Source organism: Lysinibacter cavernae (assembly GCF_011758565.1).
Classification (GTDB): Bacteria; Actinomycetota; Actinomycetes; order Actinomycetales; family Microbacteriaceae; genus Lysinibacter; species Lysinibacter cavernae.
Genome location: NZ_JAAMOX010000003.1, coordinates 190,435 through 203,710, shown reverse-complemented (window position 1 = coordinate 203,710; position 13,276 = coordinate 190,435). Strand labels below are relative to the sequence as shown.

At 61.1% G+C, this 13,276-nt stretch carries 14 protein-coding genes; 7 read left to right on the top strand and 7 right to left on the bottom strand.

Annotated elements, in window-relative coordinates; genetic code table 11:
* Positions 1-3: 3 nt before the first annotated feature.
* Positions 4-1,041: a PfkB family carbohydrate kinase gene (locus FHX76_RS14925; protein ID WP_167152070.1), complete on the bottom strand. Its 1,038-nt coding sequence runs from the start codon at positions 1,039-1,041 to the stop codon at positions 4-6.
* A gap of 159 nt (positions 1,042-1,200) precedes the next feature.
* Here FHX76_RS14925 and FHX76_RS14920 point away from each other — a divergent pair, with 159 nt between their 5' ends.
* From FHX76_RS14920 to FHX76_RS14890, 7 genes are all read left to right on the top strand, one after another.
* Positions 1,201-2,040 carry a class I fructose-bisphosphate aldolase gene (locus tag FHX76_RS14920; RefSeq protein WP_167152068.1) on the top strand — a complete coding sequence of 280 codons (840 nt, stop codon included), beginning with the start codon at positions 1,201-1,203 and terminating at the stop codon, positions 2,038-2,040.
* Complete coding sequence (locus FHX76_RS14915) at positions 2,037-3,197, top strand: Gfo/Idh/MocA family protein (RefSeq protein WP_167152066.1); 1,161 nt, start codon at positions 2,037-2,039, stop codon at positions 3,195-3,197. The genes FHX76_RS14920 and FHX76_RS14915 overlap by 4 nt, the downstream gene beginning before the upstream one ends.
* 148 nt (positions 3,198-3,345) lie before the next feature.
* The gene (locus tag FHX76_RS14910) at positions 3,346-4,149 is read left to right on the top strand and encodes a class II aldolase/adducin family protein (protein WP_167152064.1); all 804 of its coding nucleotides are present in this window, start codon (positions 3,346-3,348) and stop codon (positions 4,147-4,149) included.
* Positions 4,150-4,176: 27 nt separating this feature from the next.
* Positions 4,177-4,944: an SDR family oxidoreductase gene (locus FHX76_RS14905; protein ID WP_167152062.1), complete on the top strand. Its 768-nt coding sequence runs from the start codon at positions 4,177-4,179 to the stop codon at positions 4,942-4,944.
* A 38-nt stretch (positions 4,945-4,982) separates the two neighbouring features.
* Positions 4,983-5,750, top strand: coding sequence for an SDR family oxidoreductase (locus FHX76_RS14900; RefSeq protein ID WP_208402752.1), 768 nt, complete (start codon positions 4,983-4,985; stop codon positions 5,748-5,750).
* A 17-nt stretch (positions 5,751-5,767) separates the two neighbouring features.
* Positions 5,768-6,472 carry a DNA alkylation repair protein gene (locus FHX76_RS14895; RefSeq protein WP_167152060.1) on the top strand — a complete coding sequence of 235 codons (705 nt, stop codon included), beginning with the start codon at positions 5,768-5,770 and terminating at the stop codon, positions 6,470-6,472.
* 68 nt (positions 6,473-6,540) lie between these two features.
* Complete coding sequence (locus tag FHX76_RS14890; RefSeq protein ID WP_167152058.1) at positions 6,541-7,743, top strand: cobalamin-independent methionine synthase II family protein; 1,203 nt, start codon at positions 6,541-6,543, stop codon at positions 7,741-7,743.
* A 70-nt stretch (positions 7,744-7,813) separates the two neighbouring features.
* Here the strand turns inward: FHX76_RS14890 and FHX76_RS14885 are convergent, their stop codons facing one another.
* The 6 genes from FHX76_RS14885 to FHX76_RS14860 form a co-directional block, all read right to left on the bottom strand.
* Positions 7,814-8,461: a DUF4166 domain-containing protein gene (locus FHX76_RS14885; RefSeq protein WP_167152056.1), complete on the bottom strand. Its 648-nt coding sequence runs from the start codon at positions 8,459-8,461 to the stop codon at positions 7,814-7,816.
* Positions 8,451-9,587: a 5-(carboxyamino)imidazole ribonucleotide synthase gene (locus FHX76_RS14880; protein WP_167152054.1), complete on the bottom strand. Its 1,137-nt coding sequence runs from the start codon at positions 9,585-9,587 to the stop codon at positions 8,451-8,453. The genes FHX76_RS14885 and FHX76_RS14880 overlap by 11 nt, the downstream gene beginning before the upstream one ends.
* A 151-nt stretch (positions 9,588-9,738) precedes the next feature.
* Positions 9,739-10,386 (bottom strand): PH domain-containing protein, encoded by a 648-nt coding sequence (locus FHX76_RS14875; protein ID WP_167152052.1) that lies wholly within the window; start codon positions 10,384-10,386, stop codon positions 9,739-9,741.
* Positions 10,387-10,534: 148 nt separating this feature from the next.
* On the bottom strand, positions 10,535-11,980 hold the full coding sequence (locus FHX76_RS14870; protein WP_167152050.1) for a catalase: 1,446 nt from the start codon (positions 11,978-11,980) through the stop codon (positions 10,535-10,537).
* 2 nt (positions 11,981-11,982) lie between these two features.
* Positions 11,983-12,435, bottom strand: coding sequence for a Fur family transcriptional regulator (locus tag FHX76_RS14865; RefSeq protein ID WP_167152049.1), 453 nt, complete (start codon positions 12,433-12,435; stop codon positions 11,983-11,985).
* A gap of 43 nt (positions 12,436-12,478) precedes the next feature.
* A complete protein-coding gene (locus tag FHX76_RS14860; protein WP_167152047.1) occupies positions 12,479-13,267 on the bottom strand; it encodes a biotin--[acetyl-CoA-carboxylase] ligase in 789 nt (262 codons plus the stop codon).
* Positions 13,268-13,276 lie beyond the last annotated feature (9 nt).

Below are 13,276 nucleotides of genomic sequence, written 5' to 3'. Positions count from 1 at the left end.
TCCTTATTCTGATTGGTTTCCCGCGAGTGCGGCCAGGTTCTGCGTGGTTGGCAGTTTTCCCGTGATGACAACCGCTGCGGTGAGCGCAGCGCGACTCAGGGCGGGTCCCGGCGACAGGCCCTCCCAAATGGCATGGAGGAGTCCAGCGGTGGCGGCGTCACCTGCACCGTTGGTGGTTGCTTTGTTTGGAAGCGGGAGCGGATGCTGCCACCCGGTGAAATCGGCCCACTCAGCTGCCAGCGGCGCAAGCGCGGCACCGGCTCGTTCGAGGCGTTTGGCGTCGGCCACGCGGAGAAACATGCCGTGCGAGCCCGCGGAAATCATGACGACCGCCGCGCCCAGCGTCATCATTCGCTCGGCGAGGACTTCGACCTCGGAGGTGAGATCGCGCTCGGGGGCGAGCTTGGATGGGCCGAGTGCAGAAGCAAGATCGTCATAGCTTGGGCTGAAGATTCCCACGGTTGGTAGCACGGTAGCGAGGAAAGCTGGCCAGTCTCGTGCCCCCCATTTGGCGACCGGATCAACTACCGCCATGTCGAGAGAGGTTGTGAGGCCGAGACGTGAGGCCCTCGTGAACAGCGTTGCAAGCGGTTTGCCGTCATCGCGGCTCACGCCTGGCATGAGCGGGGGATAGCCAAAGTGCAGCAGATTGGCGCCATCGAGATCGACGAGCGCGCCGTCGAATGCTTCGTTTGCGCCTGGGTAGTGCCAGATGGCTCTGTCTGCGTGCGGTCCCTCTGCGATCACGCTGTACGACGTCGCAAACTGGTCGGTGCGTTGGAGGTCCGCGCGGACGGCGCCTCTCCGCTCGAGCGCGCGCGTTGCGATTGAGCCAAGTTCATCGCTTCCGACGGTTGCGACGAGTCGGACGGGGGCGCCAAGGTCAACGAGGTCGCCGCCGGTATTTGCGACGCAGCCGCCGACGGTGATGGTGAGTGGGCCGACGCCGGTGAGGTTGCCTGGACTGAGGTCTGGCGTATCGCTGAAGCGTGGTGTGAGATCAACGCAGACATGGCCGGCCACTACGATTATTGGCTTCACTCGTCCTCCATTGGGCTTGCTGTGGCGTCGCCAAGCCCAATGAATAGGTACTGGACAACGTTGTCTGACTGTGGTTATTCTGGCACATAACCGGGCGCGAGGGAACCCACCTGTTCAGCGCGCTACCCCACACGAACCGCAACTGAAAGAGCCAAACCAATGACGCTTTTTAGGCTTAATCGACTGTTTAACCCCGAGTCAGGGCGGGCACTCGACGTTGCCGTTGACCACGGCTTCTTTGGTGAACCAAGCTTCATCACCGGCATCGAGAACATGGATGACGTTGTCAACACCCTCGTCAAGGCCAACCCCGATGCAATTCAACTCACGCTCGGCCAAGCAAGACTGCTGCAATCCAAACCTGGCAAGGCCAAGCCCTCCCTTGTGCTTCGAACCGATGTCGCCAACGTCTACGGAAATCCGCTTGACACCCATATTTTTAGCCATCATTTCCCACACGCCATCGAAGAGGCCGTCCGGCTCGATGCCGTTGCCGTGTGCGTGAACCTCATGCAGTTGCCTGGGCGACCGGAGATTCGGGAGGCATGCATTCAATCGATCATGGCGCTCAGGGCCGAAGCCACGAAGTACAACATGCCGCTCATGATTGAGCCGTTGGTTATGCAAGACAATTCAACCGCTGGCGGTTATATGGTTGACGGCGACACCGACAAGATCGTGGCGCTCGTGCGCCAGGCCCGCGAGCTTGGGGCAGACCTTATTAAAGCTGACCCAACCGACAACGTTGCCGACTATCACCGCGTGGTAGAAGTTGCCGGCGACATCCCCGTGCTCGTTCGAGGGGGAGGCAGGGTGGATGATCGAACGCTCCTCGAGCGCACGGTCGCTGTGCTTGAGCAGGGGGCGAGCGGAATTGTGTATGGCCGCAACGTCGTGCAGCATCCCAACCCTGCTGGTATTACGGCGGCGCTCATGGCAGTGCTCCACAGCGGGGCAAGCGTGGATGAGGCTCTTCAGCTGGTGGGGGGTGCGGCATGAGCGCCGTGAGCGATCCGCACGTGGTGAACGTCGCGATCATTGGCGGTGGCCTGATGGGTCGGGAACTCGCTGCCGCTCTCCAACGGTGGCCAGCGCTCATCGATCACCCGGTGAGCCCCCGACTGACCGCGGTCTGTGATGTGAATCCGGCCGCACTCGAGTGGTTTCGCAGTGTCCCAACCGTGACGACGCTCGTGACCGATTATCACGACCTGCTCAGTGATCCGACGGTTGACGTTGTGTATGTGGCGGTGAGGCACGATCTGCACGAGCAGATCTACACGGATGTCATCAACGCAGGCAAGAGTCTGCTGGCCGAGAAGCCGTTTGGTATCGACAGGGCGGCGGCTGACGCGATTGTTGCGGCGACCAACGCGCACCCGGAGAGCTTTGTGCGGTGCTCAAGTGAGATGCCGTTTTTCCCCGGCGCGCAGATGGCTCTTCGTTACGTGCAATCAGGGGCGCTCGGGCGCATCGTGGAAGCAAAAAACAGCTTCTTGCATTCAAGCGACCTTGATGTGAATAAGCCCATTAACTGGAAACGCCAGCGAGCTTTTTGCGGGGATGCCGGGGTGATGAACGACCTTGGCCTCCACGCGTGGCACGTTCCGTTGCGCCTTGGCTGGGTTCCTGAGGCCGTCTACGCGGTTCTGCAAAACATCGTGCCGGAGCGTCAGGGGCCAGACGGGGTGCCGGTTCCGTGCGACACGTGGGATAACGCCGTGCTGCACAGCGAGGTCCTTCACGATGGGTATACGTTTCCGCTTACGACCGAGACGAAGCGCATCGATCCTGGCGAGAAGAACACCTGGGTATTCGAGGCCATCGGTATGGACGGTGGCGTGCGTTTTTCGACGAAGAATCCAAAGTGTGTTGAGGTGTTCTCCGTCATCGATGTTCCCGGTGGTGGCCGAGAGCAGTCGTGGCAGCAGCTGGATGCCGGAAGCCAGTCGGTGTGGCCGACCGTGACCGGACCCAACTTCGAGTCGGGTTTTTCTGACTCAATTCTGCAGATGTGGGCGGCGTTTCTCGCCGAACGGGCTGGCCAGCTTGGGGATGGGTTTGGCTGCGTCCGCCCAGAAGAGGCCGCGTTCACCCACCGCCTCTACGCGGCGGCGGCGGCATCACACCAGTCCGGCAACAGGACCGCTGTCTGAGCTCGTGGGGCGCATTCTCCCGCGTGGGGCGCGAATTATTGCACCCCACGAGCCAATGTGCACCCCACGAGGAAGGGCGAACATCGGGGGTAGTGCTCGATGTTTGAAGATGATATCTTCACAATAACTAACACGATGAGGTGTCTGAATGACTGATCTGAGCGATGCTGATCGCGGCGAAGCGTTGATCGCAGTGCGCGGGCTCTCGCACGCCCTTGCCAAGCCCAACCGTGACGCCGTCATTCTGGCCGAGGGGAACACCTCGGTTCGCATTGCGGGTGGCATGCTGGTGAAGGCCTCTGGCATTGAGATGGCCGCTGCCGGAAATGATGACTTTGTAGAACTCAGTCTTGCCCCAATACTGCAGCTGATCGCACAGTTTGATCCGAGCGATGCCGGCGCCGCAACGGCAACGGATGTTTCCGTCACCGAAGCGTTCAAAGCGGCAAGGCGGTGGGGACTGAAGCGCCCGTCGGTTGAGGCGCTCCTCCACGCGGTGTGCCTCGAACTCGACGGTATCGAGGCGGTTGGCCACACGCATCCCGTTGCCGTCAACTCGCTGCTCTGTTCGGCGAATGCGTCGCTCCTTGTTGCCGGATCGCTCTTCCCCGACCAAATCGTGGTGCTTGGCACTAACCCCCTGTTGATTCCCTACGTGGATCCTGGGCTCCCACTTGCCGCGGTCGTGCGCGCTGAACTCGCGGAGCACGTTGAGCGGACGGGTCGCGCGCCCAAAGTGATTTATCTCCAGAACCACGGGATGTTTGCCCTCGGGGCCAGCCCAGAAGAGGTGCTGCAGATCACCGACATGGCCATCAAAGTTGCCAGAGTGATCCTCGGGTCGCTCGCCGCCGGAGGCCCAACCTTCTTATCCGCCGAACAGGCAGCCCGCATCGACAGTAGACCTGACGAGCACTACCGAAGGGTTGCTCTCGGTGGTTCACTCGCCTAACGCCATCATCGCTCAGAGGAGAACCGCATGACCACGCCAAGTTCGTCGGACAAAAACGCCCCAATCTTTCACGGTTCCGTCGCCATCGTCACTGGAGCAAGTTCAGGCCTCGGACGTGAGTATTCGCGCATGCTGGTCGCAAACGGGGCCAGAGTGTTGCTTGTTGGCCGATCGCAACTCAGGCTACAAGCGCTCGCGGACGAGCTTGGCGACGCGGTCGTGCCGCTCTCACTTGATGTTGGGGCGGTTGGCGCCGCGCAGCAGGCGGTTGACGCGGCACTCGCAGCATTCGGCCGTCTTGATATGGTGCTGCCAAACGCCGGACTCTACGCAGATGGCCAGGTAGACGAGGTGCCAGAGGATCGCCTGCACGAGATCGTTGCGGCTAACGTCTTCGGCGTCATGGCCCTCGTGAGCGCCTCGTTGCCCTTACTGCGGGTGGGTGGCGGCGATATCCTCGTCACAAGCTCGGTTTCCGGGCACCAGACCATTAGCTGGGAGCCCATCTATACGGCCACCAAACATGCCGTGCACTCGTATGTTTCGGCGGTGCGGCAACAGCTGGCCGGCACGAATATCAGGGTTGGGGCGGTCGCTCCCGGAGTTGTGCTGAACGAGCTCTGGGGGTTCGCTGAGGGCGGCGACGGGGTTGAACAACTCGTAAGCGACCGCGTTGCCGAGGCGGGCGGCATTCTATCGACGGATGTTGCCGAAGCCGTCCTGTTTATGCTGAGCCGACCGCGTCACGTGACGATTCGCGATCTTGTTATCTTGCCAAGCGGCCAGGCAATTTAGTAGTTCCCAACCACCATCTCAACACGTAAGGAGTCATCATGACCAAGGATCTTGCCGGGCACGTTGCCGTTGTGACAGGAGGCGCCCGTGGTCTTGGCTATTCGATCGCTTCTGCCCTCGCTCGGAGGGGCGTCGATGTTGGGCTGCTCGACCTCTTGCCGACCGTGAGCGAATCAGCCGAGAGTCTCGCTGGCGACCTCGGCGTTCGAGCCGCCGGCCGCGTTGTAGACGTCACGGATGCTGATGCGGTTGAGGCCGCATTCGCCGACCTTGAGGCAGAACTCGGCCAGCCGACGCTGCTCGTTACCGCAGCTGGCATCACGATCTGGGGCGCGAGCGAAACGGTTGAGCCCGCCGTCTGGCAGAAGGTCATTGACGTCAACCTGAGCGGAACGTTTTTTGCTGCGCAAGCGTTCGGTCGCCGTTGTCTTGATACCAACCGAAACGGTTCCGCAATCTTTGTGTCTTCGATGTCTGGCTTTATCGTCAACCAGCCGCAGTTCCAGGCCTCCTATAGCGCTTCGAAGGCCGCGGTCGCTCACCTCGCGAAGTCGCTCGCAGTTGAGTGGGCAACGAGAGGCATCCGAGTGAACGCGATTGCCCCAGGCTATTTCCTCTCCGACATGACGCGCGAGTTCACCGACAGCAATCCAGACCTCGCCGAACAGTGGACCTCAAGCATACCGATGGGCCGGATGGGGGAGCCGGGAGATCTCGACGGCCTCGTTGGTTTCTTGGCGTCTGCAGACTCCGCCTACATCACAGGCCAAACGATCACGATTGACGGCGGGTACACGTCGCTCTAGCCGGTTAAGCTAGCGCTATGGCAACACTCACCAAGGCCACGCCGCTTGTTGCGCAGATTCGTGCGCGACTCGCTGAGGGCGCAGATCCGGAACGAGCCGCTGGGGCCAAGGCCTATTTGAAATCGAGGGACGAGCATCTTGGCGTGCGGATGCCTGAGGTGCGGGCGATCGTGAAGCAGGCCGCTCGCGATCATCCGCCGGCGTCGCTTGACCAACTGATCGAGGCGGCGACGACCCTCTGGCGCGAGGCGAGTGTTCGCGAAGAAAAGCACGCGGCGATTGATCTCACCGGTCTGAGGCTTGCACTCGGCAGACTTGAGCTGCTGCCGCTGCTGACCGAGATGATCACCGGCGGTGCCTGGTGGGACCTCGTGGACGCCGTTGCCTCCAGGAACGCTGCGCTCCTCGATGCCCACCCAACTGAGATGACCGAAAACGTTCGCGTGTGGATCGGCAGCGACAACATGTGGCTGCGCCGCTCGGCGATCATCTGTCAGCTCAAGCGCAAAGATCGAACCGACCTTGCCCTGCTCACCGAAGCAATCGACCAGAATGCCGGTGACCCCGAGTTCTTCATCCGAAAGGCGATCGGATGGGCCCTCCGGGAGTACAGCAGGGTTGACCCGGGCTGGGTTACCGACTTTGTTGATGCCAGGGCGACGGTCCTGAGCCCGCTCTCACGGCGCGAGGCTGTTCGTAACATTGCCTCGCTGCCCGCTTGACGCACGGGCGCCTGTGCCAGACTGGCGTATAGACATTACTGTCAACTATCGACATGCAAAGGAATTCAATGCTGAACAGTGCCGACAAGATTCAGGTTACCCACGCAGGCAGCCTTCCCAGAACCCCAGAGCTGATTGCCGCCAACGCGGCAAAAGAGGCGGGCGTGACCGAGAACTTTGACACGCTGCTCACCGAGGCCGTTGTTGACCTTGTCGCCAGGCAAAAGGAGCTCGGAGTCACCATTCCAGGCGACGGCGAGTACGGAAAATCCATGTCGAGCGCTGTTGACTATGGCGCCTGGTGGTCATACTCGTTCTCCCGGCTGTCGGGTCTCGAAATTGACGAGTCGGCAAAATGGATGACGGAACGCACACTGTCGCAGCCAGGAAACGTTCAACTCACCGGGTTTGGGTTTCGCCGTGACCGCCAGCAGTTCAAGGATGCCTACAGCGACCCAGACTCAGGCATCTTCATCGGGAAAGCGCCAAAGCCGTTCCCAAAGGTTGTTGGGCCTATCTCCTATACTGGCCACGACGCCATTGCGAGCGACGTCCGCAATCTGAAGGCCGGGCTGGATGCCTCTGGCTTCACCGAGGGCTTCATCACCTCGCTGTCGCCGGGAAGCGCTTCTCGCATTGGCAACGAGTACTACGCCTCCGAGGAGGAGTACATCTGGGCGTGCGCCGATGCGCTTCGCGAAGAGTACCTCGCGATTACGCAGGCCGGCCTCGTTGTGCAGATCGATGACCCGTCAATCGCCGAGAATTACGACCAAATCGAGCCGGCCCCGTCGATTGAGGACTACCAGAAGTTCACCAGAATCCGGGTTGAGGCGCTCAACCACGCGCTGCGCGGTATTCCTGAGGAACAGATCCGTTTTCACCTGTGCTGGGGCAGCTGGCATGGGCCGCACACCACCGACATCGAGTTCAAAGACATTATTGGGCTCATGCTTGAGATCAACGCAGGGGCTTACTCGTTCGAGGCCGCAAACGTCCGGCACGAGCACGAGTGGAACGTCTGGCGCGACGTGAAACTTCCCGCAGGCAAACTTATCGTTCCCGGGATCGTGAGCCACGCCACGAACGTGGTTGAGCATCCTGAGCTCGTCGCCGATCGTATCGAGCGATTTGCCGGCGTTGTTGGCCGCGAAAATGTGATTGCCTCAACGGACTGCGGCCTTGGCGGGCGCATCCACCCGCAGATCGCCCTTGCGAAGCTTCAAGCGCTGTCAGACGGCGCCGAGATTGCCTCGCGGCGTCTGTGGTAATAGCACGGCCGGCGATAACAACGCCGGAAAGAACAGCGCCGTAGCTAACGATCGTGGCTGATCCCGTGGCTTATGCCTCGGGATCAGCCACATACGAATAGGTGAATGAGCCCCGATACTCGATGAGCGTGCCGAGGAGCGGGTTGGTGCCAGTGACATACACCGTGTGTCGCTCCGTTTCTTCGTCCCAGCCGTCAAAGCCTTCGACCTGGACACCGAGCCAGCGGGGGAGTGGGATGCGCAGCGCGCCAAGACGCAGGGCGGTTGTGAGTGATGACATCCGCAGATCACCGCGATCATCAACCGACAGCAGGAGCAGCGCTTCCACCCGTCGACTCTGCCCGAGCCGGTCGAGCACCGTGTGGTTGCCGGCTGCGGAGACCACATCAACAAAGCGGTCGGTCGTTTTTGGGAATTGAAAGTCGCGGGTCGCCTCAAGCGTCGGGCCGCCGTCTGGAGCCTTCGCAGGACGGTTCAAGACGGTAAACGGCACGTCGGTGCCGCTCTGCGATAAGAACAGGTGCTTGCCAACTACCGGCCGCGTGAGCCACGAAAGCCAAGAGAAACGGCTGCCAGCATACTCAAATCTGCCCTTGCCATACCCAACCTCGCCAGGCACCTGGGGTCCGGCAAAATAGCGGCGCAACTGCGGTCGCAACCGCTCAAGGTCTGTGCCGAGCGCGGTTGCGTACGCAGAACGGGGCTGGTTAGCGGTCAAAGAGCGAGGCCGCTGCTCGCGCTTGGTAGGCGACGTCGTCGATATGTTCACCGGTCACCGTGACATGGCCGATCTTCCGGCCCGGTCGTGGCAGCTTGCTATAGCTATGGACCTTGGCCTCTGGATACTGCGCGAATACCTCGGGGTAGAGATCTTCCATGACGCCCTCAGCAGGTCCACCGAGCACATTGATCATCACGGTGTGTGGGCTGCGAAGGGCCGCTGAACCGAGCGGAAGATCGGCGACGGCCCGGAGATGCTGCTCGAACTGGCTCGTGACCGAGCCCTCGATTGTCCAGTGCCCGCTGTTGTGCGGGCGCATAGCGAGTTCGTTGATGAGGATGCGGTCGTCGCTCGTTTCGAAGAGCTCGACGGCAAGCACTCCGGTGACGCCGAGGCCGTCGGCCACTCGCTGGGCGATGTCAGCTGCAACCTCAGCAATGCGGCCTTCTGATCCAGGCGCAGGGGCCAAAACCTCGGCACAGACCCCGTTCTTCTGGACGGTCTCAACAACGGGCCACGCCGCACTCTGGCCGCTTGGTCGACGGGCGATGAGCTGTGCGAGCTCCCTGCGGAAGTCAACAAGTTCCTCAACGAGGAGATGCCCACCGTTGGCGTCTTCGGCAAGTGCGGCAAACCAGTCGGCGGCCTCTGCCGCATCCGAAATGATGCGTACGCCTTTTCCGTCGTAGCCGCCACGCGCGGTTTTCAGTACGCCCTTGCCATTGTGGGCGTCAAGGAACGTTTGGAGATCGTCCTGGTTGGCGACCTTGGCCCAGTCGGGAACAGGAAGTCCAAGTTCAGTCAGCTTCTCACGCATCAAGATCTTGTCTTGTGCGTAGAGCAGTGCGTCCGGTCCAGGGTGCACCTGGTAGCCGCGTGCGACAAGCTCGCGAAGGATGGGCTGGGGAACGTGCTCGTGGTCAAACGTGATGGCGTCGACGGTCGGCGCGAAGGCAAGCACGGTGGCCGCGTCGCGGTAGTCGCCAACATCGGTTGCGGCGAGCTGCGCCGACATTCCTTCGGTCTCGGCGAGCACGTGCAGCCCAAGCCCGAGATTGACCGACGGTGGAATCATCATTCGGGCAAGCTGTCCGCCGCCGATAACACCGATGGTTTGTGGCATGTGTGACCTCGCAGAACTCTTTGTCGCTAACAACAGTACGTTCTATTCTCTCGTAAAACTCGTGGCGACATAGCCAAGGATGCCAGCGGAGCCTGACCGCTGCAAAAAACCGGAGAGAGAGCCCAACCGCGGTCGGCGATGTGGGGTCGGGCTAGGGGTGTTGAGCCGGATGAAACGCGGTGGTGTAGCCGGCGGAAGGCTGCGTCTGGGGGAGCGAGTCCTCAACCGCATATGAACGTTCAATGAGCTCGTGCAGCATCGATACGATGGTTTCTGCCCCGGGTACGTCAACCAACTCAAGCGGGGCATCCGAGCCAACCATGAGCTGAACCGTCCCTGAGCGGTGCATTCGCTGAACCGCGGTTTGACGCATCCTGACCTCGCGGATGCGGCCAATCGAGGCCTCCGAGCGAGACCGCACGAGGAATCCGTGCCGAACGATGACCCGCTTTGTTGTCACGGTGAATGTTGTGCCGAGCCAGGCAAAATAGGGCAGGACCACCGCGATGATACTCAGCAGTAGGGCACCAACGATGACGGTGAGGCGCTGCCACGGTTCGCTGAGGCTTGACCCAAAATATCCGGCCATCGGGGCGATGACAAGCAGCATGATGACCGGAAAAGTGAGGCGTCGTCCGTGTCTGCGGAGACGGGCGATGATGATTTCGGGACGCACGTGTGCCGCAGTGGCTGGACGAAGGGCCGCGTCAAGGTCTGAGGTGTGCGGCGCTGCCTCGCCAGCTCGGGTCTGGCCGGGGGCCGGATACCGAGGCTGGGCGGGATGTGCCGGTGACGTCATGACTCTATTTGTACCCTAGACCGCCAGGGAAAAGGGTGAGCGACAGGCATCCTTGCCGCCTCGGTGCAGCAAAGCGGCCCCCTCTCGATAGTTCGAAAGGGGGCCGCCGGGGCTGGCTCGCGATGACGCAGGCCAGGCAATGCGTTGGTTAGACCGTTACCGCAGCGGTGATGCGGCCGCCGAGCGTCTCGTCGACGCTGGTCCAGTACCACAGGAAGCGTGCCTTGACCTGATCGAGGGTGAGTGCCTGGTACTGACCAACGAGGGTCTCAACCAAGCGGTCACGCTGCTCGTCGGTGAAGACATCGCGAACGAGCGTTCCTGCCTGGCCGAAGTCGTCGTCCTCAGCGCGCAGGGTGTAGGCCGAACGTACGAGGTCGCCGTCGGACTCCCAGCCCTTGCCCTCAGCAGCCTTCTCGGCGTCTGCGGCTGGGCCGCCAACAGAGTTCGGTGCGTAGACGGGGGTTTCGCCGCCAGTGTAGAAGTGGCGCATGTGGCCGTTCTTCGAGTACGAGTTGACCTCGTTGGTTGGGCGGTTGACGGGCAGCTCGTTGTAGTTCGAGCCGATGCGGTAGCGGTGAGCGTCAGGGTACGAGAAGATGCGGGCAAGCAGCATCTTGTCGGGGCTTGCTTCAATGCCAGGAACAAAGTTCGAGGGTGAGAACGCGGCCTGCTCGATTTCGCCGTGGTAGTTGATCGGGTTGCGGTTCAGTTCGTACTCGCCAACGTGGATGAGCGGGTAGTCCTTGTGCGACCAGGTCTTCGTGAGGTCGAACGGGTTGAAACGGTAGGTCTTCGCCTCTTCGTAGGGCATGACCTGAACCGAAACCTTCCACTTGGGGAAGTTTCCTGCCTCGATGTTGTCGAAGAGATCGCGCAGGTAGTGATCGGTGTCTTCTCCAACGATCTGCTGGGCCTCTGCGTTGCCGATCGTCTTCACGCCCTGCTCTGCGTGGAAGTGGTACTTCACCCAGAAGCGCTCGCCAGCAGCGTTGATCCACTGGTAGGTGTGTGAACCGTAACCGTTCATCTCTCGCCAGCTGGTTGGCAGGCCGCGGTCACCCATGAGGTAGGTCACCTGGTGTGCCGACTCTGGTGAGAGGGTCCAGAAGTCCCACTGCATGTCTGCGTCGCGCAGGTTGGTGTGTGGCAGACGCTTCTGCGAGCGAATGAAGTCGGGGAACTTGATGCCGTCGCGGATGAAGAACACTGGCGTGTTGTTTCCGACGATGTCGTAGACGCCCTCTTCGGTGTAGAACTTGAGCGCAAAACCGCGCACGTCTCGCCACGTGTCGGGTGAGCCAAGCTCGCCGGCAACAGATGAGAAGCGCTGCAGGAGCTGGGTCTGTTTGCCCTTCTGGAAGAGCGATGCGCGGGTGTAGGCGCTGACGTCTTCGGTGACGGTGAGGGTTCCGAATGCGCCGCCGCCCTTGGCGTGCACAACGCGCTCTGGAACGCGCTCGCGGTTGAACTGCGCGAGCTTCTCAACCAGGTAGTGGTCGTGCAGTACGACGGGGCCGTCTGCGCCAACCGTACGTGAGAACTCGTCTGAGGCGACGGGTGCTCCGGTGTTTGTAGTGGTGGGTTTTGTCATTATTATTTCCTTTCGCACGAGGTGCATAATCCGCGGAATGTGAGGTCTGTTTCGATGATTCTCATACCGTGTGTATCTGACGGGGTGAGACAGGGGGCATGTCCAACAGCGCAGTCAACGTCTTCGACGCGGCCACACTCGATGCACTGCACATGGTGATGGTTGTCTTTGGTGCGCGTTTCGTATTGCGCGCTGTGCGAATCGGCAAGGTCTACCCTGCGCACGATTTGGGCGGCCGTCAGGTCGTTTACGATGCCGTGGACAGCCTGGATCGACACGGTTGGCAGGGTTTCGAGGACGCCGCGAAGGATGGTTTCGGCATCCGAGTGTGGGTTGTGATCAAGATAGGTGAGCACAGCGACGCGCTGGCTCGTGGCGCGCAGCCCTGCGGCGCGCAGTTCGGCGGCCCAATCCGCGTTGCGCGGATGGGCGACGATAGATTCTGCGAGCTGCATGCTGCAACCTTAGCGGTTATTTTGAATTATTCAAAATAACGAATCATTCATTTTGGGTGGCTGGGCGAAGGTGAATGATGTCGCCTGCAACCACCGTCACTGACGAGCCATCCACCCCTGAACGCACGATGAGGTGGCCGTCGCCGTCGAGATCTATGGCCTCTCCGGTGACGGATGAGCCACCGGGTAAGTGGGCTGTCACAGCAGTCCCAAGCGTTGCCGAATCTGCCCTGACACGATTGAGCGTGGGCGCTGACCCGCTGGGCGTACTTGCAAATAACTCGTCGGTAAGGCTAAAGAGGTGGCCAAGGTAGGACGCCAACACGGTATCCACCTGCGGGTTCTTCGCACCGTTGAGCACGAGTGACGTTGCTGTTGGGACGGGCAGCTGCGCATCGGTCATCGAGAGATTCAGGCCAGCCCCGACAATGACTGAACCGTCAGGCGCGATCTCGCAGAGGATCCCCGATATTTTTTTCCCCTCGACAAGCACATCGTTTGGCCATTTGACCGCAACTTCACGCGTTGGTAGTTGCTCTCGGACGGCCGCAGCGAGTGCGCTCCCCGCGATGAGTGGGAGGAGGCTTACCTGGCTGTTGTGTTTCGCTGGTCGAATCAGGACTGAAACGGCCAGGCTCGTTCCCGAGGGTGCGATCCAAACGCGGTCGAGTCGCCCCCTGCCTCCGGTTTGGTTGTCCGTCGCGATGACCGTACGGTCTCTCAGCGGATGGGCCGCAGCCTGCGCCCGTGCCGCAAGTTCAGAGTTGGTCGAGCCAACTGAGCTGAGCCAGGTGAGGTTGGTGGCAACCGTTGTACTGAGTGGCAGATGCATACGGTTAGG

What these genes read in the sequence shown, in the direction of transcription:
- FHX76_RS14920 (WP_167152068.1), top strand. Translation starts at nt 1,201, where the DNA reads ATGACGCTTTTTAGGCTTAATCGACTGTTTAACCCCGAGTCAGGGCGG.
- FHX76_RS14915 (WP_167152066.1), top strand. Translation starts at nt 2,037, where the DNA reads ATGAGCGCCGTGAGCGATCCGCACGTGGTGAACGTCGCGATCATTGGC.
- FHX76_RS14910 (WP_167152064.1), top strand. Translation starts at nt 3,346, where the DNA reads ATGACTGATCTGAGCGATGCTGATCGCGGCGAAGCGTTGATCGCAGTG.
- FHX76_RS14905 (WP_167152062.1), top strand. Translation starts at nt 4,177, where the DNA reads ATGACCACGCCAAGTTCGTCGGACAAAAACGCCCCAATCTTTCACGGT.
- FHX76_RS14900 (WP_208402752.1), top strand. Translation starts at nt 4,983, where the DNA reads ATGACCAAGGATCTTGCCGGGCACGTTGCCGTTGTGACAGGAGGCGCC.
- FHX76_RS14895 (WP_167152060.1), top strand. Translation starts at nt 5,768, where the DNA reads ATGGCAACACTCACCAAGGCCACGCCGCTTGTTGCGCAGATTCGTGCG.
- FHX76_RS14890 (WP_167152058.1), top strand. Translation starts at nt 6,541, where the DNA reads ATGCTGAACAGTGCCGACAAGATTCAGGTTACCCACGCAGGCAGCCTT.
- FHX76_RS14880 (WP_167152054.1), bottom strand. Translation starts at nt 9,587, where the DNA reads ATGCCACAAACCATCGGTGTTATCGGCGGCGGACAGCTTGCCCGAATG.
- FHX76_RS14875 (WP_167152052.1), bottom strand. Translation starts at nt 10,386, where the DNA reads ATGACGTCACCGGCACATCCCGCCCAGCCTCGGTATCCGGCCCCCGGC.
- FHX76_RS14870 (WP_167152050.1), bottom strand. Translation starts at nt 11,980, where the DNA reads ATGACAAAACCCACCACTACAAACACCGGAGCACCCGTCGCCTCAGAC.
- FHX76_RS14865 (WP_167152049.1), bottom strand. Translation starts at nt 12,435, where the DNA reads ATGCAGCTCGCAGAATCTATCGTCGCCCATCCGCGCAACGCGGATTGG.
- FHX76_RS14860 (WP_167152047.1), bottom strand. Translation starts at nt 13,267, where the DNA reads ATGCATCTGCCACTCAGTACAACGGTTGCCACCAACCTCACCTGGCTC.